At 62.5% G+C, this 24,111-nt stretch carries 28 protein-coding genes; 21 read left to right on the plus strand and 7 right to left on the minus strand.

Features of this window, described 5'->3' with window-relative positions:
• The first annotated feature begins 150 nt into the window (after positions 1–150).
• From YY7_RS0127425 to YY7_RS0127440, 4 genes are all read left to right on the plus strand, one after another.
• Positions 151–726 (plus strand): TetR/AcrR family transcriptional regulator, encoded by a 576-nt coding sequence (locus YY7_RS0127425; protein WP_035691054.1) that lies wholly within the window; start codon positions 151–153, stop codon positions 724–726.
• A gap of 48 nt (positions 727–774) precedes the next feature.
• Positions 775–1,239 carry an RrF2 family transcriptional regulator gene (locus tag YY7_RS0127430; protein WP_028166000.1) on the plus strand — a complete coding sequence of 155 codons (465 nt, stop codon included), beginning with the start codon at positions 775–777 and terminating at the stop codon, positions 1,237–1,239.
• 122 nt (positions 1,240–1,361) lie between these two features.
• Positions 1,362–2,582: an MFS transporter gene (locus tag YY7_RS0127435; protein ID WP_028166001.1), complete on the plus strand. Its 1,221-nt coding sequence runs from the start codon at positions 1,362–1,364 to the stop codon at positions 2,580–2,582.
• 23 nt (positions 2,583–2,605) lie between these two features.
• Entirely contained in the window at positions 2,606–3,274 is a 669-nt protein-coding gene (locus YY7_RS0127440) for a methyltransferase family protein (RefSeq protein ID WP_028166002.1), read from the plus strand.
• A 39-nt stretch (positions 3,275–3,313) separates the two neighbouring features.
• Here the strand turns inward: YY7_RS0127440 and YY7_RS0127445 are convergent, their stop codons facing one another.
• Positions 3,314–4,219: an alpha/beta fold hydrolase gene (locus YY7_RS0127445; RefSeq protein WP_028166003.1), complete on the minus strand. Its 906-nt coding sequence runs from the start codon at positions 4,217–4,219 to the stop codon at positions 3,314–3,316.
• A gap of 231 nt (positions 4,220–4,450) precedes the next feature.
• Here YY7_RS0127445 and YY7_RS0127450 point away from each other — a divergent pair, with 231 nt between their 5' ends.
• The 4 genes from YY7_RS0127450 to YY7_RS0127465 all read left to right on the plus strand — a co-directional run bounded on the left by YY7_RS0127450 (position 4,451) and on the right by YY7_RS0127465 (position 10,113).
• On the plus strand, positions 4,451–4,801 hold the full coding sequence (locus YY7_RS0127450) for a Lin0512 family protein (protein WP_028166004.1): 351 nt from the start codon (positions 4,451–4,453) through the stop codon (positions 4,799–4,801).
• 136 nt (positions 4,802–4,937) lie between these two features.
• Positions 4,938–5,498: an MOSC domain-containing protein gene (locus YY7_RS0127455; RefSeq protein ID WP_035691056.1), complete on the plus strand. Its 561-nt coding sequence runs from the start codon at positions 4,938–4,940 to the stop codon at positions 5,496–5,498.
• Between the two features lie 178 nt (positions 5,499–5,676).
• Positions 5,677–6,531 (plus strand): hypothetical protein, encoded by an 855-nt coding sequence (locus tag YY7_RS56855; protein ID WP_051396964.1) that lies wholly within the window; start codon positions 5,677–5,679, stop codon positions 6,529–6,531.
• A 255-nt stretch (positions 6,532–6,786) separates the two neighbouring features.
• Positions 6,787–10,113 (plus strand): DEAD/DEAH box helicase, encoded by a 3,327-nt coding sequence (locus YY7_RS0127465; protein WP_051396965.1) that lies wholly within the window; start codon positions 6,787–6,789, stop codon positions 10,111–10,113.
• Between the two features lie 59 nt (positions 10,114–10,172).
• On the opposite strand, the gene YY7_RS0127470 is transcribed toward YY7_RS0127465, so the two are convergent.
• Positions 10,173–10,553, minus strand: a complete 381-nt coding sequence (locus YY7_RS0127470; RefSeq protein WP_028166007.1) for a tautomerase family protein — start codon at positions 10,551–10,553, stop codon at positions 10,173–10,175.
• Positions 10,554–10,699: 146 nt separating this feature from the next.
• On the opposite strand from YY7_RS0127470, the gene YY7_RS0127475 reads away from it, so the two are divergent.
• On the plus strand, positions 10,700–11,365 hold the full coding sequence (locus YY7_RS0127475) for a DUF429 domain-containing protein (protein WP_028166008.1): 666 nt from the start codon (positions 10,700–10,702) through the stop codon (positions 11,363–11,365).
• A 13-nt stretch (positions 11,366–11,378) separates the two neighbouring features.
• On the opposite strand, the gene YY7_RS62075 is transcribed toward YY7_RS0127475, so the two are convergent.
• The 3 genes from YY7_RS62075 to YY7_RS0127490 are packed head-to-tail and all read right to left on the minus strand — an operon-like array spanning position 11,379 to position 12,751.
• A complete protein-coding gene (locus YY7_RS62075; protein WP_165421325.1) occupies positions 11,379–11,549 on the minus strand; it encodes a hypothetical protein in 171 nt (56 codons plus the stop codon).
• 12 nt (positions 11,550–11,561) lie between these two features.
• Positions 11,562–11,954, minus strand: a complete 393-nt coding sequence (locus tag YY7_RS0127485; RefSeq protein WP_028166009.1) for a hypothetical protein — start codon at positions 11,952–11,954, stop codon at positions 11,562–11,564.
• A 5-nt stretch (positions 11,955–11,959) separates the two neighbouring features.
• Positions 11,960–12,751, minus strand: a complete 792-nt coding sequence (locus YY7_RS0127490; protein WP_028166010.1) for a sterol desaturase family protein — start codon at positions 12,749–12,751, stop codon at positions 11,960–11,962.
• Between the two features lie 117 nt (positions 12,752–12,868).
• Here YY7_RS0127490 and YY7_RS0127495 point away from each other — a divergent pair, with 117 nt between their 5' ends.
• A complete protein-coding gene (locus YY7_RS0127495; RefSeq protein WP_028166011.1) occupies positions 12,869–13,192 on the plus strand; it encodes a DUF6166 domain-containing protein in 324 nt (107 codons plus the stop codon).
• Positions 13,193–13,218: 26 nt separating this feature from the next.
• Positions 13,219–14,328 (plus strand): Zn-dependent alcohol dehydrogenase, encoded by a 1,110-nt coding sequence (locus YY7_RS0127500; RefSeq protein WP_028166012.1) that lies wholly within the window; start codon positions 13,219–13,221, stop codon positions 14,326–14,328.
• A 60-nt stretch (positions 14,329–14,388) separates the two neighbouring features.
• On the opposite strand, the gene YY7_RS0127505 is transcribed toward YY7_RS0127500, so the two are convergent.
• Entirely contained in the window at positions 14,389–15,144 is a 756-nt protein-coding gene (locus YY7_RS0127505; protein WP_051396967.1) for a GntR family transcriptional regulator, read from the minus strand.
• Between the two features lie 560 nt (positions 15,145–15,704).
• Between YY7_RS0127505 and YY7_RS0127510 the strand changes: the two genes are divergently transcribed.
• The 4 genes from YY7_RS0127510 (at position 15,705) to YY7_RS0127525 (ending at position 18,396) form a co-directional block, all read left to right on the plus strand.
• Complete coding sequence (locus YY7_RS0127510; protein ID WP_028166014.1) at positions 15,705–17,027, plus strand: dicarboxylate/amino acid:cation symporter; 1,323 nt, start codon at positions 15,705–15,707, stop codon at positions 17,025–17,027.
• 149 nt (positions 17,028–17,176) lie between these two features.
• Positions 17,177–17,500 (plus strand): ArsR/SmtB family transcription factor, encoded by a 324-nt coding sequence (locus YY7_RS0127515; protein WP_028166015.1) that lies wholly within the window; start codon positions 17,177–17,179, stop codon positions 17,498–17,500.
• Positions 17,497–17,928, plus strand: a complete 432-nt coding sequence (locus YY7_RS0127520) for an SRPBCC family protein (RefSeq protein ID WP_028166016.1) — start codon at positions 17,497–17,499, stop codon at positions 17,926–17,928. Before YY7_RS0127515 ends, YY7_RS0127520 begins: the two co-directional genes overlap by 4 nt.
• Before the next feature lie 36 nt (positions 17,929–17,964).
• Positions 17,965–18,396 (plus strand): DUF1801 domain-containing protein, encoded by a 432-nt coding sequence (locus tag YY7_RS0127525; protein WP_028166017.1) that lies wholly within the window; start codon positions 17,965–17,967, stop codon positions 18,394–18,396.
• Between the two features lie 18 nt (positions 18,397–18,414).
• Here the strand turns inward: YY7_RS0127525 and YY7_RS0127530 are convergent, their stop codons facing one another.
• A complete protein-coding gene (locus YY7_RS0127530; protein ID WP_028166018.1) occupies positions 18,415–19,956 on the minus strand; it encodes a winged helix-turn-helix domain-containing protein in 1,542 nt (513 codons plus the stop codon).
• A 157-nt stretch (positions 19,957–20,113) separates the two neighbouring features.
• On the opposite strand from YY7_RS0127530, the gene YY7_RS0127535 reads away from it, so the two are divergent.
• The 6 genes from YY7_RS0127535 to YY7_RS0127560 all read left to right on the plus strand — a co-directional run bounded on the left by YY7_RS0127535 (position 20,114) and on the right by YY7_RS0127560 (position 23,964).
• Complete coding sequence (locus YY7_RS0127535; protein ID WP_028166019.1) at positions 20,114–21,160, plus strand: alpha/beta fold hydrolase; 1,047 nt, start codon at positions 20,114–20,116, stop codon at positions 21,158–21,160.
• Between the two features lie 26 nt (positions 21,161–21,186).
• Positions 21,187–21,690, plus strand: coding sequence for a cytochrome P460 family protein (locus tag YY7_RS0127540; protein ID WP_028166020.1), 504 nt, complete (start codon positions 21,187–21,189; stop codon positions 21,688–21,690).
• Positions 21,691–21,860: 170 nt separating this feature from the next.
• Positions 21,861–22,232, plus strand: coding sequence for an ArsC family reductase (locus YY7_RS0127545; protein WP_035691059.1), 372 nt, complete (start codon positions 21,861–21,863; stop codon positions 22,230–22,232).
• Positions 22,233–22,310: 78 nt separating this feature from the next.
• A complete protein-coding gene (locus YY7_RS0127550) occupies positions 22,311–23,000 on the plus strand; it encodes an RNA polymerase sigma factor (RefSeq protein WP_028166022.1) in 690 nt (229 codons plus the stop codon).
• A 94-nt stretch (positions 23,001–23,094) separates the two neighbouring features.
• Complete coding sequence (locus YY7_RS0127555) at positions 23,095–23,613, plus strand: DUF4142 domain-containing protein (protein WP_028166023.1); 519 nt, start codon at positions 23,095–23,097, stop codon at positions 23,611–23,613.
• Between the two features lie 18 nt (positions 23,614–23,631).
• Positions 23,632–23,964, plus strand: a complete 333-nt coding sequence (locus YY7_RS0127560) for a cupredoxin domain-containing protein (RefSeq protein WP_028166024.1) — start codon at positions 23,632–23,634, stop codon at positions 23,962–23,964.
• Positions 23,965–24,111 lie beyond the last annotated feature (147 nt).

The raw sequence follows: 24,111 nt of genomic DNA on the forward strand, positions 1-24,111 counted from the left end.
GAGCGAATGGCAGAGATATCGTTCGAAGCCACGAATGGGGCGTTCTTGTCACAGCGTGGCTCCGGGCATAAGATGCATTGATGCATCTAGTTGGAACCAGGATGCGGAGTCAAGATGCATTAATGCATCTTATTTAGAGTGAGCATAGTTATGGGCGAGCGGCGGCGCGGCGCGGAGTTGGAAGAGGCAATCCTGGAGGCCGCGTGGCTCGAACTGGCCGAGCGCGGTTATGCCGGGCTGACGATGGAGGCGGTCGCGGAAAGGGCGGGGACGAGCCGTCCCGTGCTTGCGCGCCGATGGGACGGGAAGGCGCCGCTTGCCGTCGCTGCCATTCGGCAGCAAATGGCGAAGCACCCGCTGGAGGTGCCGGATCGAGGCGATGTCCGGACGGAGCTGCTGGAGTTTCTGAAGCGTGCGGCTGATCGCGCCGCCGGAACGGCGGCGGCCTTCACCCTGTTTTCGAGCAATTATTTCTCGGAGAACTGGTCGACACCGAAGGATCTGCACGCCGCTCTCATCGAAGGTGGAGCACGACCTTTCTCGGCGATTCTGGAACGCGCCGTGAAGCGCGGCGAGATCGATGCGGCAAAGCTGACGCCTCCGGTGGCTTCTCTGCTCGGCGACCTGTTTCGGTACCACGTCATCATGAACTTTGCGGCGCCGCCGCCGGCCTTGCGAAAAGCCTGGGTCGACACCGTGTTCCTGCCGCTGGTCAAGCCGAGATAGGCGAGGCGGTGGTTGACCAATGAATCGTCACGAACTATTTGAAGTTACATGAGACGAGATAGCCGACTATCTGGGGTGCTTCACGTGCTGCTGCACATGGCCGAGCACGGCGGGCCGGTGACATCGGAGGTGTTGGCGAAAGCGATGTGCACCAATCCGGTCGTGATCCGGCGCATCATGGCGGGGCTGCGCGACTGCAGCTACGTCCGATCCGAAAAGGGCCATGGCGGCGGATGGGTGCTCGCTCGGAATCTCGAAGAGGTGACGTTGCGCGATGTCTATGATGCGCTGGGCTGCCCGTCATTGCTTGCGATAGGCAATCGGACCGACGCGCCGGATTGCCTGGTCGAACAGGCCGTCAATGCAGCGCTCGACAAGGCGTTTCACGATGCGGAGGCGCTCCTGCTCGCGCGTCTCGGCGAAATTACGCTGGCGGTGCTGAGCGCCGACTTTCACGGGCGGCTGAGTGCCCGCAAAGGCTCGCGCCGAACGGAGATCGATCATGTCCACTGAGGACGGTGCCAGGTTCTTTCTGAGCGCCTTCTGCGACCTCGCAAAAAAGTGAGCCCCTGCATGTCGTCTTTGGCGCCTCGCGTTCGTCTTGGAGCCAGGGATAGCTGCAGTGGAGACACGGAATGAAGGATGCTCACTATCGCTGGGTGATTGTCGGAGCCGGCGGGCTTCTGGGCTGCGTTGCCATCGGCGGGATGTTCTCGCTGCCGGTTTTTCTCCTGCCGATCACGCGGGACACCGGCTGGTCGGTCACCGGCGTGTCCAGCGCCATGACCATCGGCTTCCTCGCGATGGCGTTCACCAGCATGATCTGGGGGACCTTGTCCGACCGGCTCGGGCCGCTGCCGGTGGTGCTGACCGGCTCGATCGTGCTTGCGGCAAGCCTTGGGCTGGCCAGCCTTGCCTCATCGCTGGTCGCGTTTCAATTCATCTTCGGCCTGATGGTGGGCGGCGCGGCCGCCGCGATCTTCGCGCCGATGATGGCCTGCGTCACCGGATGGTTCGATACCCATCGCAGCCTTGCCGTGTCGCTGGTTTCGGCAGGCATGGGGATGGCGCCCATGACCATGTCGCCGCTCGCGGCCTGGCTCGTCTCGATCCATGACTGGAGAACCTCGCTTCAGATCCTTGCCGTTACTGTCGCCTGCATCATGATTCCCGTATCGCTGTTGGTGCGCCGCCCGCCGGCGCTCGAACGCGAACACGGCCCTGCCGCCGACGAAGGCGAGCCGCAACCGGCGATGTCGCTGGCGCAAGCGCTGCGCTCGCCGCAGTTCATCGTGCTGCTTGCGACCAATTTCTTCTGTTGCGCCACGCATTCGGGACCGATCATCCACACCGTGAGCTATGCGATAAGCTGCGGGATACCGATGATCGCCGCAGTCACGATCTATAGCGTCGAGGGTCTGGCGGGGATGGGCGGCCGTATCGCGTTCGGCCTGCTCGGCGACCGCTTTGGCGCCAAGCGCGTGCTGGTTTCGGGACTGTTCGCGCAGGCCTTCGGCGCGCTCGCCTATGCCTTCGTGCGGGAGCTCTCCGCGTTCTACGCCGTTGCGGCGGTGTTCGGCTTCATCTATGCCGGCACCATGCCGCTCTATGCCGTGCTTGCGCGGGAGAATTTTCCGTTGCGGATGATGGGCACCGTGATTGGCGGAACGGCCATGGCCGGCAGCCTGGGCATGGCGACAGGGCCGGTGGCGGGAGGTCTGATCTACGACACCTTCGCCAGTTACGCTTGGCTCTACATCGGCTCCTGGGCGGTTGGACTTGGCGCGTTCCTGATCGCGCTGACGTTCAGGCCGTTTGCCAAGGTCAAGGCCGATGCGACGCCAGTGCCGGCGTGAAGGATGACGCGACGGAGCATGTCATGGTGAAAGTCACTCTTCAGATCGTGGTCTGGACCGCGATCATGGGCGCTATGATCCTGTGGCCGGCCGGGACCCTGGCTTATCCCGGAGGCTGGGCGTTCCTCGCCATATTCGCGATCGGCGGCCTTGCGATTACCCTGTGGCTCGCCAAGCGCAATCCGCGGCTGTTGCGCGAGCGCATGAGCTCACCGGTGCAGCGCGACCAAAAGCCGTGGGACCGGATCTGGCTGACGCCCTTCATCGTGCTGTTCTGCGCCTGGATGATGTTCATGACATGGGATGCCGCACGCACCGGTTTTACCGCGGTGCCGGTCTGGCTGCAGGTGGTTGGCGGTGTCCTCACCGTGCTCTATCTGCTCGGCGTGTGGTGGACGTTTCGGGAAAATACCTTTGCCGCGCCCGTGGTGAAGATCCAGGAGGATCAGCGGGTGATCGATACCGGACCGTACGCCATCGTCCGCCACCCGATGTATGCGAGTGCTTTGCTCCTTATCGTCGGCCTGCCGCTGTTGCTCGGTTCCTGGATCGGTCTTGCGATGTCGGTGGTGTTTATCCTCGGCATCGCCTGGCGGACCCTGCATGAGGAAAGCGCGCTGAGGGCGGAGCTGAAAGGTTACGAGGAGTATGCTTCGCACGTGCGCTATCGGTTCGTCCCGTCGGTCTGGTAGCGGCAGCCCTCGCTGACCACGCACGCGGGCCGCGACGATCTAACCGATGGCTTTGTAAAGCGCACGGGCCGACAACAGCTCTCGAATGGCGGTGAGAACCTCGGCTGGCGCTTCGCGCGGGATGAAATGTCCTACATCGGGAAGGACGCGTCTCTCGTAGCCATTCGCAAAGAACCGCTCCTTGCCCTCCGAGGTCTCCGCAAGATTATCTGAATCGTTCGCGCCGTGCAGCATCACGGTAGGAACTCGGATGAGTGGAGTCTCGCTCAGCCGCTCTTCAAGCCGCGCGTGCTCTGGCGCGCCTGGAACCTCTCCCCAGCGCTGCAAATAAGCATGTATGCTGATCGGCGCCCAGTCGTCGTTGTCCCAGGATACCGCGCTGCTTGAGAACTCGGCGTCGGTGAACCTCCAGCCTGGCGACCATGTCTGCCAGAGATAGCGACAGAGCCGGCGCCTGTCTTTGTCCATCGCTTCGCGGCCTTGCTTGGTCGCGACAAGCCACTCGTACCAATAGGCCTTGGCCAGATCGTAAGGCATATCGCGGATCGGCGTCGCCGTGGCATAGCCGGCCGACATGGCAAGCAAAGCTCGTACGCGGTTGCCAAACAGTGCGCCGACGACGTAACCGGCCCGGGCGCCCCAGTCGTAGCCGACGACGAGAGCGTCCCTAAGGTCCAGGCCTTCGATAAAGTCTGCGAGGTCTTGCCCTAAAGCCGCAATCGCTCCGCTTCTCAACGTCTCCTTGGAACGAAAAGTCGTAGGGGTGCAGCCGCGCAGATAGGGAGCGAGAACCCGGCAGCCTAAGCCGGCAAGCTCAGGCACGATTTTGTCCCAGCACCGCACGTCGTCGGGCCAACCATGAACGAGCACGATAGGTGGCCCTCGTTGATCTCCAGCTTCTTCGTAAGCGATGTTGAGGTACGGCGTCTCCATGTACTTTGTCATGGACGTCTCCGTCTGGTCGACCGTGCACCATGGGCCGACAGGTATCGGCCTTTGCGGTCAGAACCAGTGCTCGCGACAGAGGTTCCTGTTCGGCTCAGGAGTTGATCACTGACAAAGAGCCTCGCCGATCGCTGTCGAGAGCCGTGGCGGGATGTCATGCTTCAAGAGCACTGGTTGCTTACGAACCGGGAATATGATTGGTTCCCTGCACTCGAACTGACAGGAAATCCAATGGCACGCGTTCGCTGTATCACCGAGATGGGCATGGGCGTCGATGTTCACGGCAAGGATGCGACCAAGGCGGCGCGGCGCGCGGTCTCGGACGCGATCCGTCACTCGAGCCTCGGCTTCTTCCGCATGCTCGGCAAGACTGCCAACGACATGTTCGTCGATGTTACCATCGCCGTGCCGAACCCCGATGCGGTCGACACCGCTGTGGTCGCGAAGGAATTGCCTTACGGCACGGTGACCGTCACCGCGGTCAAGGGCGCGCTTGAGATTCCGGCCGAGCAGGGCAGCGATGCCATCATCATCGCCAACGCCGCTGTCATCGTCAGTCTCGACGACGGCAAACCGGCTTAGGCACCTCATGCCTCATAGTTAGGCTTGCCAATCTGTTTTCGCTGTGAAAAACAACAAGCAGACGGTCTGCTCGTCGAGCTTGCCGCGTAGGCGTTAACGTCAACCAACGCATGTCAGCACAACGGGAGTTTGTGCCATGCCTGGTTTGACCGAAATTCAGACGCCTTTCGTGCTCGGTGTTTTCCTCAGCGGCACGCACAGCTTCACCAAACATCGGCAAGACGTCGTCGTGCTGCGCAAGGGGCTCGGCATCGAAGGTGACGCGCATTGTGGGCCGCTGGTCAAGCATCGCTTCGATGCGGCGCGTGATCCGAGGCGACCGAACTTGCGGCAGGTTCATCTCATCCAGGCCGAGCTCATCGAGGATCTGACCAGCAAGGGCTTCGGCGTGCAGCCCGGCGACCTCGGCGAGAACATCTCTACGTGCGGGATCGACCTGATGGCGCTGCCCGTGGGCACGCGGCTGCACATCGGGCGCGATGCGGTCGTCGAGATCACCGGCTTGCGCAGTTGTTGCGTGCAGATCGATACGTTTCAGCCGGGGATGCTGCGCGAGATCATCGCGCGCGTCGACGGCAAACTCGTTCGCAAGGGCGGCGTGATGGGCACTGTCGTTGAAGGCGGCGAGGTGCGGCCGGACGATGCCATTGTCGTGCGGTTGCGCGATGGACCATTCGTGCCGCTCGAAGTGGTGTGACTGTAGCCATGTCCTTCGCGCCTGCGCGACGACGTCGGTGCGTTTATCGCTCCAGTCATGTTTCGTTAACCGTTCCTTCATCGGCGCGGGTAAAGCTGTCGCGTGATCGCAATGGCCGTTTGGCAGTCGACTTGCTTTCGCCATGACACGGCATCGCGCCCAGGAGGGGTAGCAAGAGATGAGTGTGATCAGCGCGACCAGTTCATCGGCCTATGGCTCCGTTGCATCCTTGCTCGTTGATGCCGCCTCGTCCGTGACAGACGATCTTCAGCCGGACAGCGCAGCCTCATCTGACACGAAGTCCTCGGGCGATCCGGCCGACATTGTCGATCTCTCCGATCGCGCGAAGCAGGTTTTGGCCCAGTCAAAAATAGATCAGGTCGCGGCCGACACGCTGTCGGCCCTGGTCCAATCGCTGAGAGCGGCGGGCAAGCCGCAGCCGCTGCATTCTTCGTTCGACAAGGCACAACCGTCCTCTTCAGGCGGCAAGCCAGTCAGCTTCGAAGAACTCGCAGGGATTTCGCTGACCAGCACCACCGAAGTGAAGGTGACTGCCGGCAACCCCAATGCGGCCTCGACTGACGCGAATGGCGACACGCCGCCGTCCGGGACGATTCTCCCGAAGCGCAGCTTCTCGGAGACGCTCTCCTTCAATGGCTTCCACGTCACCGCCACGGGCAACGCGCTGACCAACAACAGCGACGTCCAGATTTACGGCCCCGATGGCTCCAGCGCATCGTCGACGCTGTTCGGCGGCTCCGCCGGAGTTGGCAGCGGCGGCGCGGGAAAACAATACACGATGGTATCGAGCGCGAAGGTCGGCAACCGCCAGATATTCACCTTCGCCATGAACAGCGCCGCCGTGTCGGCAACCGCGGCGCAGAATGCGAGCGGAAGCGCGGTGCAGGCCACGGCGGCCGTGAAATCCAGTATCGTGACGTTCGTCGTCGATTTCAACACCGGCAAGATCTCGGCGATGGAAGCGGATGCCTCCGCCGCTGCGACCTTGAGCGCAGTTCAGAGAACGGCGTGAGAAAGGCACGGCTACCCACGACAGGGGGCGAGAGGCGGGAACCGACCGCGATGGTACTCCTTTCCAAGCAAGTCTCGACTCACCAAAATTTCTGTTGAAAAGAACCGGACCTTCGCAATGAATTGGCGCGGTGGGGCTCGGCCGCGCCAGGCAAATTTGCACCACGACTTCGGCGCATTACTATGACCAAGCTGTTCGGGCGGGCGTGATTGCGAAAAGTCACGGATCCCGCCCGTTATTGCCGGATCATAGCAAATGTCTGTAGTCGAGGATTTCGGTCAGGTGCTCCCGGATGTCGTGAAGACCAAGGACATCTACAGCTTCTTCAGCCGTTCTGCATTTGAGAAGGGCTACGTCTATCAGGCCCAAGGGCGCGTCACGGGATTGGAAATCAGCGACGACCTCACGCGCATTCGCAGCAAGGTACGTGGAGGTGAGCCCAGCCCTTGTCGTGTCGACATCGAGCTCGAATTCGACCATGGGCGTCTAATCGACCTCGACGGCACGTGCAGTTGTCCGATCGGAGCCAATTGCAAGCATGTCGTGGCGACGATGCTCCAGGCGCTGAGCGGTGCATTGCCGTCCGAGCAGAAAACGGACATCGGCAAGACGCCCGTCCGCTCCGTGCCGATTCTGCCTTACGATGTCACCGCATGGCTCGACAGTATCGGCGCCGCCATGCGCGGCGACGATTATCCCGTCGATGTGACGCATCGGTTGCTCTACTGCCTGCAGCCTGCTCAAGCGGGCACGCAAATGCCGTTGCTGGGAGTGTCGCTACTCTCGGTCCAGATGCGCAAGGACGGGACGTTCGGGAGCAGTCCCACGCGTCCGAACATTTCCGGTTTCTCGGCCGAACGTGCACCGAAGTATTTTCGCGATACCGACATCGACATTCTGATGCGGCTCACGAGAGAGCGATGGGCGTACTATCACCCACCTCGGTTGCAATCCCTCGCGCTCCTGCAGCAAATCATCGCGACCGGACGTGCGTTCTGGCGCGATCACAAGGGGCGGCCGCTACAGTGGGGCGAGGCGCGCGAGGGGCGCATCGATTGGCAGCAGGCCAGCAAGCAAGGAGTTTCCCCGCAACTGACCGTGCCGGGAGCGACGGCCCTCAACGCCGAGCCGCCGGTTTATATAGATGAGGCCGCAGGCGTGATCGGCCCGGTCCAACTGGCCCTGCCGCCTCGACTTTCCTATCAGCTCTTGTCGGCGCCCGTCATCCCGCGCGCGCAAGTTGCGGAAGTGGCGCGCCGCCTCGGCGAGAGATTGCCGCAGCTTCATCGTGGCCTGTTGCCGGGAACGGCGGCAGCGGCGGTGAAGATCGACGACGATCCGATTCCGATCCTGCGGCTTAAGCGGGGACGCGAGGGCCCAAGTGCCCACTTTTTCCACGACAGGCCCGAACGGACCGCGGTTGCCCATCTCAGTTTCCGCTACGGCCCGATCGAGATCGAGCCCAGGGAAAGGGAAAATCCGCTCGAAGCATTTCAGGCCGGCGAGGTCTACACGATCACACGGCGGCGGTCGAAGGAGAAAGGCACGCGCAAGCGGCTGTCAGAGTTCGATTTCCGCGAAGCGAAATTGATCCACCCGTTTCTCGATGCCGGTCATGTCGACGATCTGACGTTCGGGGAGCCTCACGCCTGGCTCGATTTTCTCGAGTTCGGCGTTTCCGAATTGCGCGCGGAAGGCTTCGATGTGCTGGTCGATGATGATTTTCCGTATCGGCTGGTGCAGTCGCAGGGCGTCTTCGATGCCGAATTGGAATCCAGCGGTATCGACTGGTTCGAGTTGGCGCTCGGCGTCGAAATCGACGGCGAGCGACGCGATCTGGCGCCGGTCCTGGCCGCCCTGGTTGCGACACCGAATTTCACGCCCGATCGGATCAAGCAACTCGCCGAGGCAGGGGACCACTTCTATCTTCCGCTTGCCGACGGCCGCCACCTGTCACTCGCGGCAGATCGCTTCCTGCCGCTCGTGCTTGCGCTTCATAGCCTCAGTTTGAGCGGGCTTTTCGGTGACACATCCGGAAAGATCAGGCTCTCGCGCGCGGATGTCGTGCCGCTGCTGGCGCTTGAAAATGGCGAATTTGCTTTCCGCGGCGCCGACAGTCTTCGGCGCCTCGCCAATCTGCTTCGGGATCGCGAATTGTCGAATCCGCCGTTGCCCGCAAATTTTCGCGCTGAACTGCGGACGTACCAGGCGCAGGGGTTGGGCTGGCTCGACTTGCTGCGCGAGAGCGGTCTTGGCGGTGTGCTGGCCGACGACATGGGGCTCGGCAAGACCGTCCAGATACTGGCGCTGTTGTCGCTGGAGAAGGCGCGCGGTCATCTCAGCGAGCCCGCCCTTGTCGTTGCGCCGACCAGCCTGATGACGAACTGGTTCAACGAAGCGCAGAAGTTCGCGCCGGATTTGAGGGTGCTCGTGCTTCACGGTTCGGATCGCAAGCAGAGCTTCGCCGCCATTGCGGACCATGATCTTGTCCTGACTACCTATCCGCTGATTGCGCGGGATCACGAAGTCCTGTTGTCTCGCGATTGGCACATGGCCGTGTTGGACGAGGCGCAGACGATCAAGAATCCCAATGCCGCGACCACCCGCTGGTTGCGCGGCGTCAAAGCGCGGCATCGCTTCTGCCTGACCGGGACGCCGGTGGAAAATCATCTCGGCGAGCTCTGGTCCATCATGAGCTTTGCCAATCCGGGATATCTTGGCGACAAGGCGGATTTCAGCCGGCGCTGGCGCATCCCGATCGAGAAGCGCACGGATACGCGACGCGCAGCAGCGCTGGCGCAGCGCGTGAAACCATTTCTCTTGCGCCGGACCAAGGCGGAGGTGGTTAAGGAATTGCCGGCCAAGAGCGAGATCGTCGAGCGCATCGCATTGGAAGGCAGTCAGCGTGACCTCTACGATTCCATTCGCCTGTCGATGTCGGACAAGGTCCGTAAGGCGATCCAGGAGCGCGGCCTGGCCAAGAGCCACATCATCGTTCTCGAAGCGCTGCTCAGGCTGCGCCAGGCCTGCTGCGATCCGGCGCTGCTGAAGCTCGACGATCGCGCCAAGCGCCCATCGGCCAAGCTTGAGCGGCTGATGGAAATGGTTATCGAACTCCTGAGCGAGGGCCGGAAGATCATCGTCTTCTCGCAGTTCACCTCGATGATCGACCTGATCAGGGGCAGGTTCGATGCTGAAGCTATCCGCTACAGCGTCCTGACCGGACAAACGACCAATCGCAAGCGCGCGATCGAAGCGTTCCAGGACGGCAACAGCGATGTCTTCCTCATCAGCCTGAAGGCCGGAGGCGTCGGGCTCAACCTGACGGCGGCCGATACGGTGGTCATCTTCGATCCCTGGTGGAATCCGGCGGTCGAGGAACAGGCGATCGATCGCGCTCATCGTATCGGCCAGGACAAGCCAGTTTTCATCTATCGGCTGGTGGCATCGGGTACGATCGAGGAGAAGATGGACGAGCTCAAGGCGCGGAAGCGCGCCTTGGCCGACAGCCTGTTCGATCGCGAGGGACGCATCGGCGCGGCACTCACCGAAGAGGACGTGCGTGCGCTGTTCGAGGAATAGCGAAACGGGACGGGTGCAAGGCCGAACAGGAAAGACTGTCTGACGACGACGCGGTCGCGTCAGCTCGCGTATTGAGCGATGCCGTTGCCGAACGACCAGTTTTCCTTCTTGACCTCGACGAGGTTGATGAAGATGTCTTCACGGCGTAGCCCGAGCGTGGTGTGCAGGCCGTCGGCGATCGCCTTGTAGAGCGCCTGCTTCTGCGCGGTGGTACGGCCTTCGTTCCAGGTGATCTGGATGATCACGAGATCGTTGGTGCGGTGGATGCCGAGATAATCGGGATCGAACAGGAAGCCATCTGCGTCATGCTCGTTGAGGAGCTGGAACCGGTCTTTCTCCGGCACGCCGACACTGATGAGTGCGTCATATACGATGCGGCCAATTTCCTGCCGGAACGCCGCGTCCTTGCCCTTGCGAAGATCGATGCGAACGAGGGGCATGTCCGTCTCCTGTTATCCGATGCGACTTCGTCGCGTCCGCCGCGGCGATCGTCTGCAGATGCTCGCAATTACATTAGCTGCATATGCTGGTATTGAAGATCAAGAGTTGCATCGTAGAATGTAACCGCAACAAACAAGGAGCGGACGTGTCCTGCTATCTCGGTCTCGATGGATTTCGTGGCGGCTGGGTGGCGGCCTGGATCGACGATCAGGGCGACCACGGCTTCGATTATTCGCCGCGCCTGGATCGGCTTCTTGCGGCCGCGCACAAGCGCGCCATGATCGACATGCCGATCGGCCTGACGATGAAGGGGCACCGGACTTGCGATTTGCGTGCCCGCGAACTGGTCGGCGCTTTGGTGTTTCTCGGCGCGCGGCGCAATCTTTGGGAGTTTTCCGACCAAGCTTCGGCGAACCGCTACTATTGGCAGCACGAGGGCCCGGGCATGGGCGTGTCCTGCCAGCTCTGGAACATCAGGGACAAGATCAGGGAGGTCGACGATTTCATTACGCCGGAGCGTCAGGCGACCATCGGCGAGGCACATCCGGAGCTGATCTTCCGAAATTTCAGCAAGCAGAACCGCCTCGAAGGTAAGAAGTCGGAGCGAGGCCGCGAGCAGCGCTTGAAACTGTTGGCCGAGCGGGGCTTCGTCAAGCTTTCAAGTTGGCTGGCGCAACGTAGCGGCACCGGGATCGGACGCGACGATCTGATCGATGCCTGTGCCTGCGCGGCGGCGGCCCGCGACAGCAACGCGCGGCTCGGCGGCGATGAGATCGACGTTCGCGGCTTGCGGATGGAGATCAACTACTGAGAAACCAAGCGCTTCACTTCCGCGTAACTTCCGGGAAGATCCACATCGCGATCACCATGAATGGCGCGAGCACCATGATCGCGATCTTCGGACCATGCTGCCCGATCGAGTCCTGGTAGAAATAGGCAGCGCAAGCGACGAGCAGCACGATGATCGATAGGGCTGTCTTGATCGGGAAGGGCATCGGCACACTCCTCTATGAGGCGGTAAACCCCTGCAGCGGGGAGAGCATCAGCGCGAGCGCGGCGATCTGGACCAGGCCAAGGACGGCGAGCCCGCTGCGGCTGTCGCGCCACGCACCCGGAATGACCTGAAACACCGCGGGAATGAACAGGAAGATCAGGCCGCCGAACACCACGACGGAGGTCCAGCGCAGCATCTCGTGTGCGAACAAGATCACACCCGCGAGCAGGATCACGAGTAACGCGAGATTGGCGAGCACGAGCACCCCGCCGGCGGCGCCCGCGATCGATTGCGGCCTGGCGCTTGGCGGAAACATGCCGACCAGCGTGAAGAAGCTGAGGCAGCAGGCTGCGAAGGCTGCCGCGAACAGCACCAGCGCGAGGCCATTCGGCTCGATGCCGGCCATGGTGGTCACTCCGCCGGCACGGAGCTTACGGCCGGATCGATCCGCGGGGTACGCGCGGTCTTGCGCATGTTGCGCTTGACGAAGCGCGTCTCGTAGCCGTTGAAGAGATGACCGAGCAGGCCGCGATCGAGATCGGACGTGCCGAACAGCCAGTCCATGATCGGGAAGGTGAGGTTCATGTTACGCTCCATCATGATCGATTGGTCGTGATGGGCGGTGTGATGACGGCGGATGGTGTTCACCATCGGCACGTTGCGGACGAACCAGTTCTCCTCGACATGGCAGCAGAAATGCATGAACTCATAGATCAGGTACATCGACGTCGTCGTCGCGATCAGGAGCCATCCGACATTGGCCGAGATGAGATAGCCGGCGACAATCGCGAGCGGGATCGACATCAGGGTGAAGGTCGCGAGGGCGTAAGGCGGGAAGAAGGTCACGCGCCAATCATGATGGTCGGCGAAGCGCATCTCCTGATCGGTGAAGAACTGGTGATGCATCAAGGTGTGGCGGTTATAGATCGCGCGGAACGCCTTGATCTGCGAGGGGCGGTGCATCACGTAGCGGTGGATCCACCACTCGAAGAAATTCGCGCCCAGGAAAGTCACGGGGACGATCAGCAATTCCCATGCGCGCAGGTCGCGGACATTGGCGAGGTAGATGTAGAGCGCGGTGAAGCCGATCACGTAGATGATGAAGACGTGCAGCCAGCCATTGTACCAGCCGGCGACCCGCTCGCGGTAAGTTTCACGGTAGCGGCGCTGCCGATCCGACATGGCGGTTGATGCGAGTTCCATGGCCGACCTCCCGATGTCGAACTTGGATGACATTTGAATTTGCGTGTGATATATCACTAATCTATCAATACTGCAAGATGGCGAGTAACGCCTTGAGATGTCGGGGAGGAACCACGCATGAAAAGATTTTGCGGAGACCGCACCATCGACGGAGTCGTGGTCACGGTGGATGGCCGGCCGCTCGATCAGAGGCTTGATCTGCACCGCTACACCGCGAACGGTTTTGAATGGAGCTACGAGGGGGAGGAGCCGCGACAACTGGCGCTGGCGATCCTGGCCGAGCACTTGAACGATGACGCCACGGCAAAATCGCTGGTCGAGCCGTTCATGAAGGCGGTGGTTGCCAATTTCGGCAACGAGTGGGAAATGAGTTCCGCCGATATCGACGCGGCGCTGGCGGCGCTGCGGAAAAACAGTGGTGCTTTTCGGGCCGCATCCTGAAACAGGGCGGGGCGGGAGATCTGGAAGTGGGGCTCAAATACACGGCGGCGGTGCTGCACGCGCCGAAATCGCCGCTCGTCATCGAGACGGTCGAGGCGGGCGAACTCGCGGCCGAGGACGTGCTCGTCCGCGTCAAGGCGGTGGGGCTTTGCCATACAGATCTCGAAGTAATCGAAGGCAGCCTGCGCAATCCGATGCCGATGCTGCTCGGTCATGAAGCGTCCGGCGTCGTCGAGCAGGTCGGGCCGAATGCGCGCGGCGTCGCGGTCGGCGACCACGTCGTCCTCTCCTGGAATCCGCATTGCGGGCATTGCTTCTATTGCGATCGCGACCTGCCGATCCTCTGCGAATCCTACCTGGGACAGGCGCCGCTCGCGGTGCAATTCGACGGACGCAGTCGCGCCAGGCTGGGCGACGGGCGTGAGCTCAAGCATTTGATGTATCTCGGCGCGCTCGCTGAATACTGCATCGTGCCGGCGCAACAGGCGATCGTGGTGCCGAAGGAGCTTGCCTTCGATCAAGCCTGCCTGATCGGTTGCGGCGTCATGACCGGCGTGGGCGCCACGCTCAATGTCGCGTCCATCCACTACGGCGACAGCGTGATGGTGATCGGATGCGGCGCGGTCGGCCTTGCGGCCGTGCAAGGCGCGCGTATGGCCGGCGCCGGCATCGTCATTGCCGTCGATCTCGACGACAACAAACTCGATCTGGCCAAGCAGCTTGGGGCAACGCACGCGATCAACGCCGCCAAAGAGGACGTGATCGATCTCTCGCGTCAATTGACCGATGGCCGCGGCGTCGACGTCGTTCTGGAGTCGGCCGGCAGTGCGCGTGCATTTCGGATGACGAGTGAGGCGGTGCGGCCGGGCGGCGAGGTCATCTGGCTCGGCAAGATCGATGTCGCGCAGGACGTCGCGTTTCGATGGGGTTCCTTGATGCAGGAAAAGCGCATCCGGCGCTCGAGCTATGGCGGCGCGCGGCCGCCGCGCGACTTTCCGATGCTGGCGCAGGCCGCACTCGACGGCCGCCTCAAGCTGGATCAGTTGATCACCGCGCGCATCTCGCTCGAAGATGTCAACGCGGGTTTCGAGGCGCTGCGACGCGGCGCTGCGATCCGCAGCGTCGTGCTGCTCTAGATTTTTTGACGCGTTTTCTTCACGCGAACCGGTATCCACTTCGCTCGAAAACGCTCTGGATCACGTCTCGATGGTCTTGCGGGTGAAGCTTTCGATGTAGTCGAGCAGGCGATCGGACGCTTTCGCTGCGGCTTCCGGATCGCGTGCGGCGATCCGCTCGGCGACGTCGGCGTGCAGGCGCGCCGACAGCGGCAGGTCGCCGACTTCCCGGTAGTGCTGGTACCAGAAGCGGCGGGACAGGCCGTGCATCAGGCCCATGGCGCGGGAGGCGAACTCGTTTCTCGCGGCCTGGCTGACCAGCTCGTTGAAGGCGCGATCGAGCCGCATGAAGGTCATGTCGTCGGCCTCATCCGAGGCGCGACGCATGTCCCCGGCAATGGTCGTAAACTGAGCGATTTCCTCCGGCGTTGCGCGCTCGGCAGCGCCGCGCGCCATCAGCCGCTCGAGCTCGCGGCGTACCTCCAGCAGACGCATCTGAGTCCTGAGGTTGATCTGCGACACCAGGATGCCCCGTCGCGGCAGGATGACGACGAGGCCGTCGCGGGCCAGCCGCTGCAGCGCCTCCCGGATCGGGGTGCGGCCGATGCCCAGTTTCGCCGCCAGCGACTGTTCCGACAGGATGGTCTCGGGCGGCAAGGCAAGGGTAACGATCAGTTCCTCGAGTTGCCGATAGGCGCGGTCGGTCAACGTCGCCTGATCGCGCTCGTCGCGTTCGAGGTCGACGCTACGCGGCACGTCGCGCGAGTCTGGCTCGCTCTTCCTGGAGCTGGCAGTCTTGCTGGTGCGGGCTCGTGGGGTTCGCCTGTCCGCGGCCATCTGCCGTGATTCTCCCTTTGCTCGTCACGACGATATTTCACGCGTGACGAAGAGGGTCAATCGGGCGTCGGTGTGGCCATCGTGGCCGCGATGCGTTCGATCAATGCGAGATGCTTTCGAGCGTTCGACCGTTGGCTTTCTGGCCCAGCGGGAGCACGACAGGGGCGATCGCGGACGTCTATGAGGTCGATGTCGCGACGTCCGCGCGTGGAGGGTGGATTGCTCCGCGGCGCTCTCAATGACGACGGAGAAGGCGCGCGATCACATCTATCCCTCAGCCTGAGGAGGCTGCTCCGCAGCCGTCTCGAAGGCCGAGGCCACCGGCGGGGCCTCATCCTTCGAGACGGCACGAAGGCGCGCTCCTCGGGATGAGGGTCTGGCAGCAGTGCCGTCGCGGCCTTTCGGGTTTTCTCGAAAGATTGTGCTCGCGCAACGTGCTAGGCTAGCGAGGTTAGGGTCGATTATTCCGCAAAGCAGCATGAACAGGAACGTGCATTGTTCGCGGCGCTACCTCATTCCATGATGGCGCCATCCTGATCCCTCCATCCGGCAGAGCTATCATGACAGCAGAAGCGATCCGCCCCGCCGCCCATCACCATCCCTGGTACAAGGTCCTCTACATCCAGGTCCTGATCGCGATCGCGCTTGGCATCCTGCTCGGCCATTTCTATCCCTCGCTCGGCAAGGAGATGAAGCCGCTCGGTGACGGCTTCATCGCGCTGATCAAGATGATGATTGCGCCGGTGATCTTCTGCACCGTCGTGCACGGCATCTCCTCGATGGGGGACCTCAAGCGCGTCGGTCGCGTCGGCCTGAAGGCTCTGATCTATTTCGAGACGGTCTCGACCGTGGCGCTGGCGGTCGGCCTCATCGTCGGCAGGACCCTGCAGCCCGGGAGCGGCTTCAACATCGATCCGTCCTCAATCGATGCCAAATCGGTCGCGACCTACGTGACCAAGGCGAAAGAGGAGGGGATCGTTGCCCATCTGATGGCGATCATTCCCGACAGCTTCTTCGGCGCGCTGGCGCGCGGCGACCTCCTGCAGGTGCTGTTGATCTCGATTCTATCAGGCTTTGCCATCGCCTTCATGGGCAAGGCCGGCGAGCCGATCGCGTATGCGATCGACCAGGCCGCCAAAGTGTTCTTCGGTGTGATCCGCATCATCGTGCGCGTCGCGCCGCTCGGCGCGTTCGGTGCGATGGCGTTCACCGTCGGCGCCTACGGGCTGGGCTCGCTCTGGAATCTGGTGGCGCTGATCGGCACCTTCTATTTGACCAGCGCGCTGTTCGTCCTGATCGTGCTCGGCTCGATCGCGCGGCTCTCGGGATTCTCGATCATCCGCTTCATCGGCTACATCAAGGACGAGCTGTTGATCGTGCTCGGCACCTCATCGTCGGAGACGGTGTTGCCGCAGATGATCCAGAAGATGGAGCATCTCGGTGCCTCGCGCCCGGTGGTCGGCCTCGTCATCCCGACCGGCTACAGCTTCAATCTCGACGGCACCAACATCTACATGACGCTGGCGACGCTGTTCCTGGCACAGGCGACCAACACGCCTCTGACCATCTGGCAGGAACTCGGCATTCTGGGCATCGCCATGATCACCTCAAAGGGGGCGTCCGGCGTCACCGGGGCGGGCTTCATCACGCTGGCGGCAACCTTGTCCATCGTGCCTGACATCCCGATCCAGTCGCTCGCCATCCTCGTCGGCATCGACAAGTTCATGAGCGAGTGCCGCGCGCTCACCAATTTGATCGGCAACGGCGTCGCCTGCGTCGTCATCAGTCTCTCGGAGGGCGAGCTCGACAAGGCGAAGCTGCACGAGACCATGGCAAACCCCCTCGAACTCGGCGAGGCGCTCGAGCCGGGCGGCGGCTCGTAGCGACGCCATAATGCATAACCAGCTGGGTATAGCAAAAAGCGTGTGGCACGCTTGCTATGGCCGGCGGGCGCCGCTCCACGTGCCCGCTTGACTGACGCATATCTCGCCGGTTATAGATCGATCAATAGCCAACGGGTTATCGATCCCAAATGCCAAACGCGCACGATGAGCTCTTCAGGGCGCTCGCCGATCCGACCCGGCGGGCCATCTTTGAGCGATTGTGCCGCGAAGGAGAGCAGACGGTCGGGGCTCTGACGGCTCTGGCCGGGGTCTCGCAACCGGCCGTCTCGAAGCACCTTGTCGTTCTGAAGCATGCGGGACTCGTGCGCGACCGCCACGAAGGCCGCCAGACGCACTACAGCGCGCAGCTCGGCGCGTTAGCCCCGCTGATCGACTGGACCAGCCAGATGGCCGGCTTCTGGCAAAGCCGGTTCGACCACCTCGAAGATCTGCTCAAAAGGATGGACCAATGACCAACATTGCGACCGAAACGCGCTCCGTCATTGTCGAACGCGAGATACCTCATCCGCCGGAAAAGATCTGGCGCGCGCTCACGCAACCGCATCTGATCGAGGAATGGCTGATGAAGAACGACTTCAAGGCAGTCGTGGGTCACCGTTTCAATCTTCGCGGCGAGTGGGGCGGCGTGCTCGACTGCGAGGTCCTCGCGATCGAGCCGAACAAGGCGCTGTCCTACACCTGGAATTTTGTGCACGACGATGCCGCCTTCAACCTGAAGAGCGTGGTGACCTTTACCCTCACGCCAACGAGCACGGGCACTCATCTGCGTATGGAGCAGTCGGGCTTCCGTCTCGATCAGAAGCAGGCCTACGGCGGCGCCCACGCCGGGTGGCAGCAGTTCTTTGCGAATCTGGAGCAGGTGTTGGCGCGGACGGATTGACGTCTGCAGGTGAATGCGATGGCGAGAAAAACTCCCGTGAAGAAGGCGACAACCACGACGGTCAAGAGCAAGAATGGCTCGAAAGAAGGAGGCTCGCCCTCTCAACTGATCGATGCGAGAATCAAGGATCTGGGCGATTGGCGGGGCGAGACGCTTGCTCGAGTCCGCAATCTCATCAAGCAGGCCGATCCCGAAGTGGTCGAAGAGTGGAAGTGGAGAGGCGTTCCGGTATGGGAGCATGGTGGGATCATCTGCACCGGCGAGACCTATAAGAGCGTCGTCAAGATGACCTTCGCCAAGGGCGCGTCATTGGAGGACCCTTCAGGCCTCTTCAACTCCAGCCTCGAAGGCAACACCAGGCGTGCGATCGACATCCATGAGGGCGACAAGATCAACGAAGCGGCGTTGAAGGCGCTCATTCGCGCCGCCGTGGCGCTGAACCTCTCTAAGAAACCAAAGAGGGCTTGAGGAGTCAGCGAAGACGCATCATTCCGGTACGCCAGCCGCCCGTAGCGCCTCGGCATAGGTTTGCGCCATGGGCTCGACCGGGAAGGGGATTCGCGACAGGAATCCCGCGATCGAAAATTCCGGTTCGACCTTCAGCAATTCCCGAGCGACCTGCGCTGCGCGGTCGCGCTCGCCGGTCTTCACCAGCGCCACGGTGAGGACGCGCAGCGCCACCGCAAAGCGGCGGTTCTGCGCCAGCGCTTTTTCCGCCCAGGTAATCGCTTCGGGGAAATTCTCGTCCAGCACTGCGCAGATCGCGAGCGCTCCGGAGGCGAACCAGCCGCGCGGGTCGCGGGGATTGAGCCGCTGCGCCCGCTCGATCATGGCGCGGCCGGCGCCCTGATTGCCGCGCATCGCCTCGATCCAGCCGCCGAGCGTGAGCGCCATCGCGGAATTCGGGTTGATCGCGAGCGAGCGGCCGAACAATTCGCGCGCCGGTTCAATTTCGTCGGCCATGTTCCAGATTGCGAACGCGGCCATCCACAACACCTGCGCATCGTTCGGCGCCAGCTCGACCGCGCGCCAGGCCAGCGTGACGGCCTTGCTGCGATATTGCTCGTCCGGCCCGATCCAGCCCTGGAAATGGCGCAGCGCATGGCAATAGGCGGATGCCGCCATTGCCGGCGCGTAGGCGGAATCGATCGCGAGCGCCTGGTCGAGGCAATCGATCGCCGCCGCAATGCTGTCAGCGGTGAACTCATAACGCAGACTGTAGGCACGCAGCAGCAGATCGTAGGCGTCGAGCTGGCTTGGGGGAGAGGACCTGCGGCGCTCCGCTTCGGCGAGATGCAGCGTCGGCTCGATCGCGGCCACCACGCTTTCGGTGATGCGGTCCTGCAGGTCGAACACTTCGCTGGCGTCGCCGTCGAAGCGGTCGGCCCAGAGATGGACGGCCGAATTCGCATCGATGAGCTGGCCCGTGATCCGCAACCGATCGCCACCGCGGCGAACGCTGCCTTCCAGCACGTAGCCGACGCCGAGCTCGCGGCCGACCTGGCGGATATCGACCGCCTTGCCCTTGTAGGTGAAGGAGGAGTTTCTCGCGATCACGGATAGTCCGCTGCAGCGCGACAGCGCCGTGATGATGTCCTCGGCGACCCCGTCGGCAAAATACTCCTGTTCGGGATCGCCGCTCATATTGGTGAACGGGAGCACCGCGATCGACGGGCCTTCGAAGGCGGCAACCGGCAGGCTCGTGCTCTCGTCGGCGGCTTGCTCGCGGACCTCGCCGACGAAACGAATGCCCTTGCGGGGGAGCGTGCGGATCAGCCGCTGCTCATCGCCATTGTCGCCGATCGCCGCGCGTGCGGCGTTCAGCCGGCTACTCAGCGTCGCCTCCGAGACGATCCGTCCGTGCCAGACGGCGGCTAGCAGGTCGTCGCGGCTGACGACACGCTCGCGTGAACGGATCAGGAATTCCAACAGATCGAACACCTGCGGCTCGACGGCGACGAGGCCATCGTCCCGGCGCAGCTCGCGGCGGTCGGTATCCAGAACGAAGTCGTTGAAATAATAGAGCAATTTATAGGGCCTGCCGGCTGGGACGGGAGTCGCAGCGAACCTAGCACAAGGCGGCTGAGGCAAAAATCAAAGCCATCTGAAGGATAAATCCAGATAGTCTCCAAGCGCTCACGGTCGGGAGGGGGCAAAAGGTCGCCAGTTCGAAACGGAGATCGCCATGTCCCAGGATATCAACCAGAGCCGCCGCCGCTTCTTCGGCGTTGCCGCCGGAACCTTCGCCGCCGCCCAGTTCGGCCTGATCGGATCCGCCTATGCGCAGGGCGCCAAGAAGGTGACGCTGCCCGCGGCGCGGCCGGGGGCGCATACGTCGTTCGGCCCGTTGAAGCAGATCGACGCCGGCCTCCTCAATGTCAGCTATGCCGAGGCAGGGCCTGCTGGTGGTCCCGTGGTGATCCTGCTGCACGGCTGGCCTTACGACATCTACAGCTATGTCGACGTCGCGCCGCTACTGGCATCCGCCGGCTATCGCGTGATCATCCCTTATCTGCGCGGCTATGGCCCCACGCGTTTCCTATCCGATGCGACGTTGCGAAACGGCCAGCCGGCGGCGCTCGCGGTCGACATCATCGCGCTGATGGATGCGCTCAAGATCGAGAAGGCGACGCTTGCCGGCTACGACTGGGGCGCGCGCACGGCCAACATCATCGCCGCGCTCTGGCCCGAGCGCTGCAAGGCGATGGTCTCCGTCAGCGGCTACCTGATCGGCAGCCAGGAGGCCGGCAAGATGCCGCTGCCGCCGAAGGCTGAACTGCAATGGTGGTACCAGTTCTATTTTGCCACCGAGCGCGGGCAGCAGGGCTACGACAAGTACCGGCACGACTTCGCCAGGCTGATCTGGCAGCTCGCTTCGCCGAAGTGGAATTTCGACGACGCCACCTTCGAGCGTAGCGCGGCCGCCTTCGACAATTCCGATCACGTCCGCATCGTCATCCATAACTATCGCTGGCGGCTCGACCTCGCCCAAGGCGAAGCGAAATACGACGATCTGGAGAAGAAGCTGGCGACATTCCCGGTTATCACGGTGCCGACCATTACCATGGAAGGCGATGCCAACGGCGCGCCGCATCCGGAGCCGAGCGCCTACGCCAAAAAATTCTCCGGCAAGTACGAGCACCGCCTCATCACCGGCGGCATCGGCCACAATCTGCCGCAGGAGGCCCCGCAGGCCTTCGCGCAGGCCGTCATCGATGTCGATAACGCCTGATCGAACAGCAACACGGTATCAAACTGATGCGACAGAATCTGAAATGGGCCCTGGCGGCTCTCATGGTGGCGTGCGCCACGACGGCAGTGCCCTTCGCCGCCAGCCTTGCCGACGATGGGGCGTCGCCGATCTTCGGTGTCAGGATTCCCGAAGGCTATCGCGACTGGAAGCTGATCTCGGTCGGACAGGAGGTCGGCCTCGATGAACTGCGGGGCGTCCTCGGCAATGCCACCGCGGTCAAGGCCAGCAAGGGTGGCACGCTGCCGTTTCCGGACGGCACGACCTTCGTCAAGCTAGCCTGGAAGCATGTCCCGGTCGAAGGCCTCGACGGCGCCTTCATCACCGGCTCGCCCACGACGGTCCAGATCATGGTCAAGGACTCCGCCAAATACGCCTCCACCGGCGGCTGGGGCTTTGGCCGGTTCATCGACGGCAAGCCCGTGGACGAGGCCCAGCACAGGACCTGCTTCGCCTGCCACGAAGCCCATGCGAAGGATCACGATTTCGTCTTCACGCGATATGGACGCTAGAGCATGATCCGGAAAAGTGGAATCCGGTTTTCCCTCGCGACAAACGCGCAGCGTTTGCGCGGAGATCATGCTCCAAACAAAGACTCCCGGGAATTCACAGGAGGGGTGGGTACCTAATCTGGCGCAACAGCCATTGCGAAGCTACTTTCTCGCGGCAACGCATGCGAGGAATGGCATTGAGCATCACCATCTACGGCATCAAGAACTGCGACACCATGAAGAAGGCGCGCGCCTGGCTAGACGGCCATGGCGTCGTCTATGATTTCCACGACTACAAGGCGGCCGGCATCGCCAAGGACAAGCTGAAGCAATGGAGCGACGAGGTCGGCTGGGAAACGCTGCTCAACCGGGCCGGCACCACATTCAAGAAATTGCCCGACGCCGACAAGGAAGGCCTGAACGAGCGCAAGGCCCTGGCGCTGATGGCGGCGCAGCCGTCGATGATCAAACGGCCGGTGCTGGACCTCGGCGGCAAGCTCCTAGTCGGCTTCAAGGAGGAGGTCTACGCCAAGGAAGTGAAGTCGCGCGGCCGCAAGGGGTAGGGCGGGGCGATTTTCGGGAACCTCGGCGCCTCGGCCGCATCCAATTCTGGTATCCGCTGGAATGAAGGCGAGAACGCCATGCAATCGGCCACCACACCCAAGTCTGCGCCGGCTGCGTCCGGCGATGTCGAACTCGTCAAGCGCGCATTGGCGCGCGACGAGGCCGCCGTTCGCGCCATCCTTAAAGCCAACAATCGCAGGCTCTATCGGCTGGCGCGCGGCATCCTGCGCAACGACAGCGAGGCCGAGGACGTCGTCCAGGAAACCTATGTCCGGGCCTTCACGCATCTTGCCGATTTCCGCGGCGAGTCCAGCCTGTCAACATGGCTGTCGCGGATCACGATGAACGAGGCGCTGGGACGGCTGCGCCGCGAGCGGCCCGGGGTCGAAATTTCGTCACTGCCGCAAGGCGCGCTGGAAGCGCAGATCATCCGGTTCCCCCTGATGTCCACTGCAGACGATCCTGAAAAGTCCATGGCTCAGCGCGAAATCCACAGAGTTGTCGAGGCCGCCATCGACGAACTGCCGGAGGCGTTTCGCCTCGTCTTCATCACGCGCGTGGTTGAGGGCATGAATGTCGAGGAGACCGCCGAGCTTCTTGACCTGAGGCCTGAGACGGTGAAGACGCGGCTGCACCGCGCCCGCGCCATGCTGCGCGACAATGTCGAGAAGAAGATTGGTCCTGTCATCATGGAGATGTTCCCGTTCGCCGGCCGTCGCTGCGACCGGCTGACCGAAGCCGTGCTGCAACGGCTCGACTACATCTGAAGAATTTTGGGAACCTCGCCCGCCGATCGCCATCCAACTCCTGTGCAAGCGAAATGCGCCGTCGGGAACCCGAGGCGCCACAGGAGGACCAGATATGTTCGCTCAATTGGGAGCGGCGATCGCCGCGGTGATGTTGTTGAGCAGCCCAGCGCTTGCCGAAAGCAAGCTCACCGATCCACAGATCGCCCACATCGCGTACACCGCCGGCAATATCGACATCGCGGCGGCCAAGCAGGCGCTGACGAAGGCCAGCAACAAGGACGTCAAGGCGTTCGCGGAAGACATGGTGCGCGACCATGAGGCCGTGAACAAGCAAGCGCTCGACCTCGTCAAGAAGCTCAAGGTCACGCCCGAAGACAACGACACCAGCAAGGCATTGTCGAAGCAAGCGGCCGACAAGCTCGCCGAGTTCGGCAAGCTCCACGGCGCCGCCTTCGACAAGGCCTACATCGCCAACGAGGTCGCCTATCACAAGACCGTCGACAGCGCGCTGGAAACGAAGTTGATCCCATCGGCCAGCAACCCCGAGCTGAAGAGCTTGCTGCAGACCGGCCTGAAGATCTTTCAGGGCCACGAGCAGCACGCCGAGCATGTCGCCGCAGAGCTGAAATAACTTGTAGGGGAGCTGCCCATGCAGCCCGGACGCCTCTGTCTGATCGCCGGCGTGCTTTCCCTTGCGGCGATGGCGGTCCCCGCGCATGCCGCGACGATCACGATCGTGATGGAGAATCTGGTGGTCTCGCCGGCCGAGGCCACGGCCAAGCTCGGCGATACCATCGAATGGGTAAACAAGGACGTGGTCGCGCACACAGCGACCGCGAAGAACGGCGATTTCGACGTGACGATACCGTCGAGGAAGACCGTGACTTACGTCCTGAAGAAGGCGGGCACGGTCGACTACTACTGCCGCTTCCATCCCAACATGAAGGCGATACTGAAGATTGCCAGTGAGCCGTCGCCTTGATCGGCAGGAGGCTCATGGAACCTTGCTGCAGGTCTCCGTTCCAGGGTAGATATACTTCCGGACGTCAACCGGCCTCGATCATCAACCCTTGAGGGAGAGAGCAGTGGGACTGTCCTGGCAACAAGGTCCGCTCTCAACGGGAGCATT

Source organism: Bradyrhizobium elkanii WSM2783 (assembly GCF_000472865.1).
Lineage (GTDB): Bacteria > Pseudomonadota > Alphaproteobacteria > Rhizobiales > Xanthobacteraceae > Bradyrhizobium > Bradyrhizobium elkanii_A.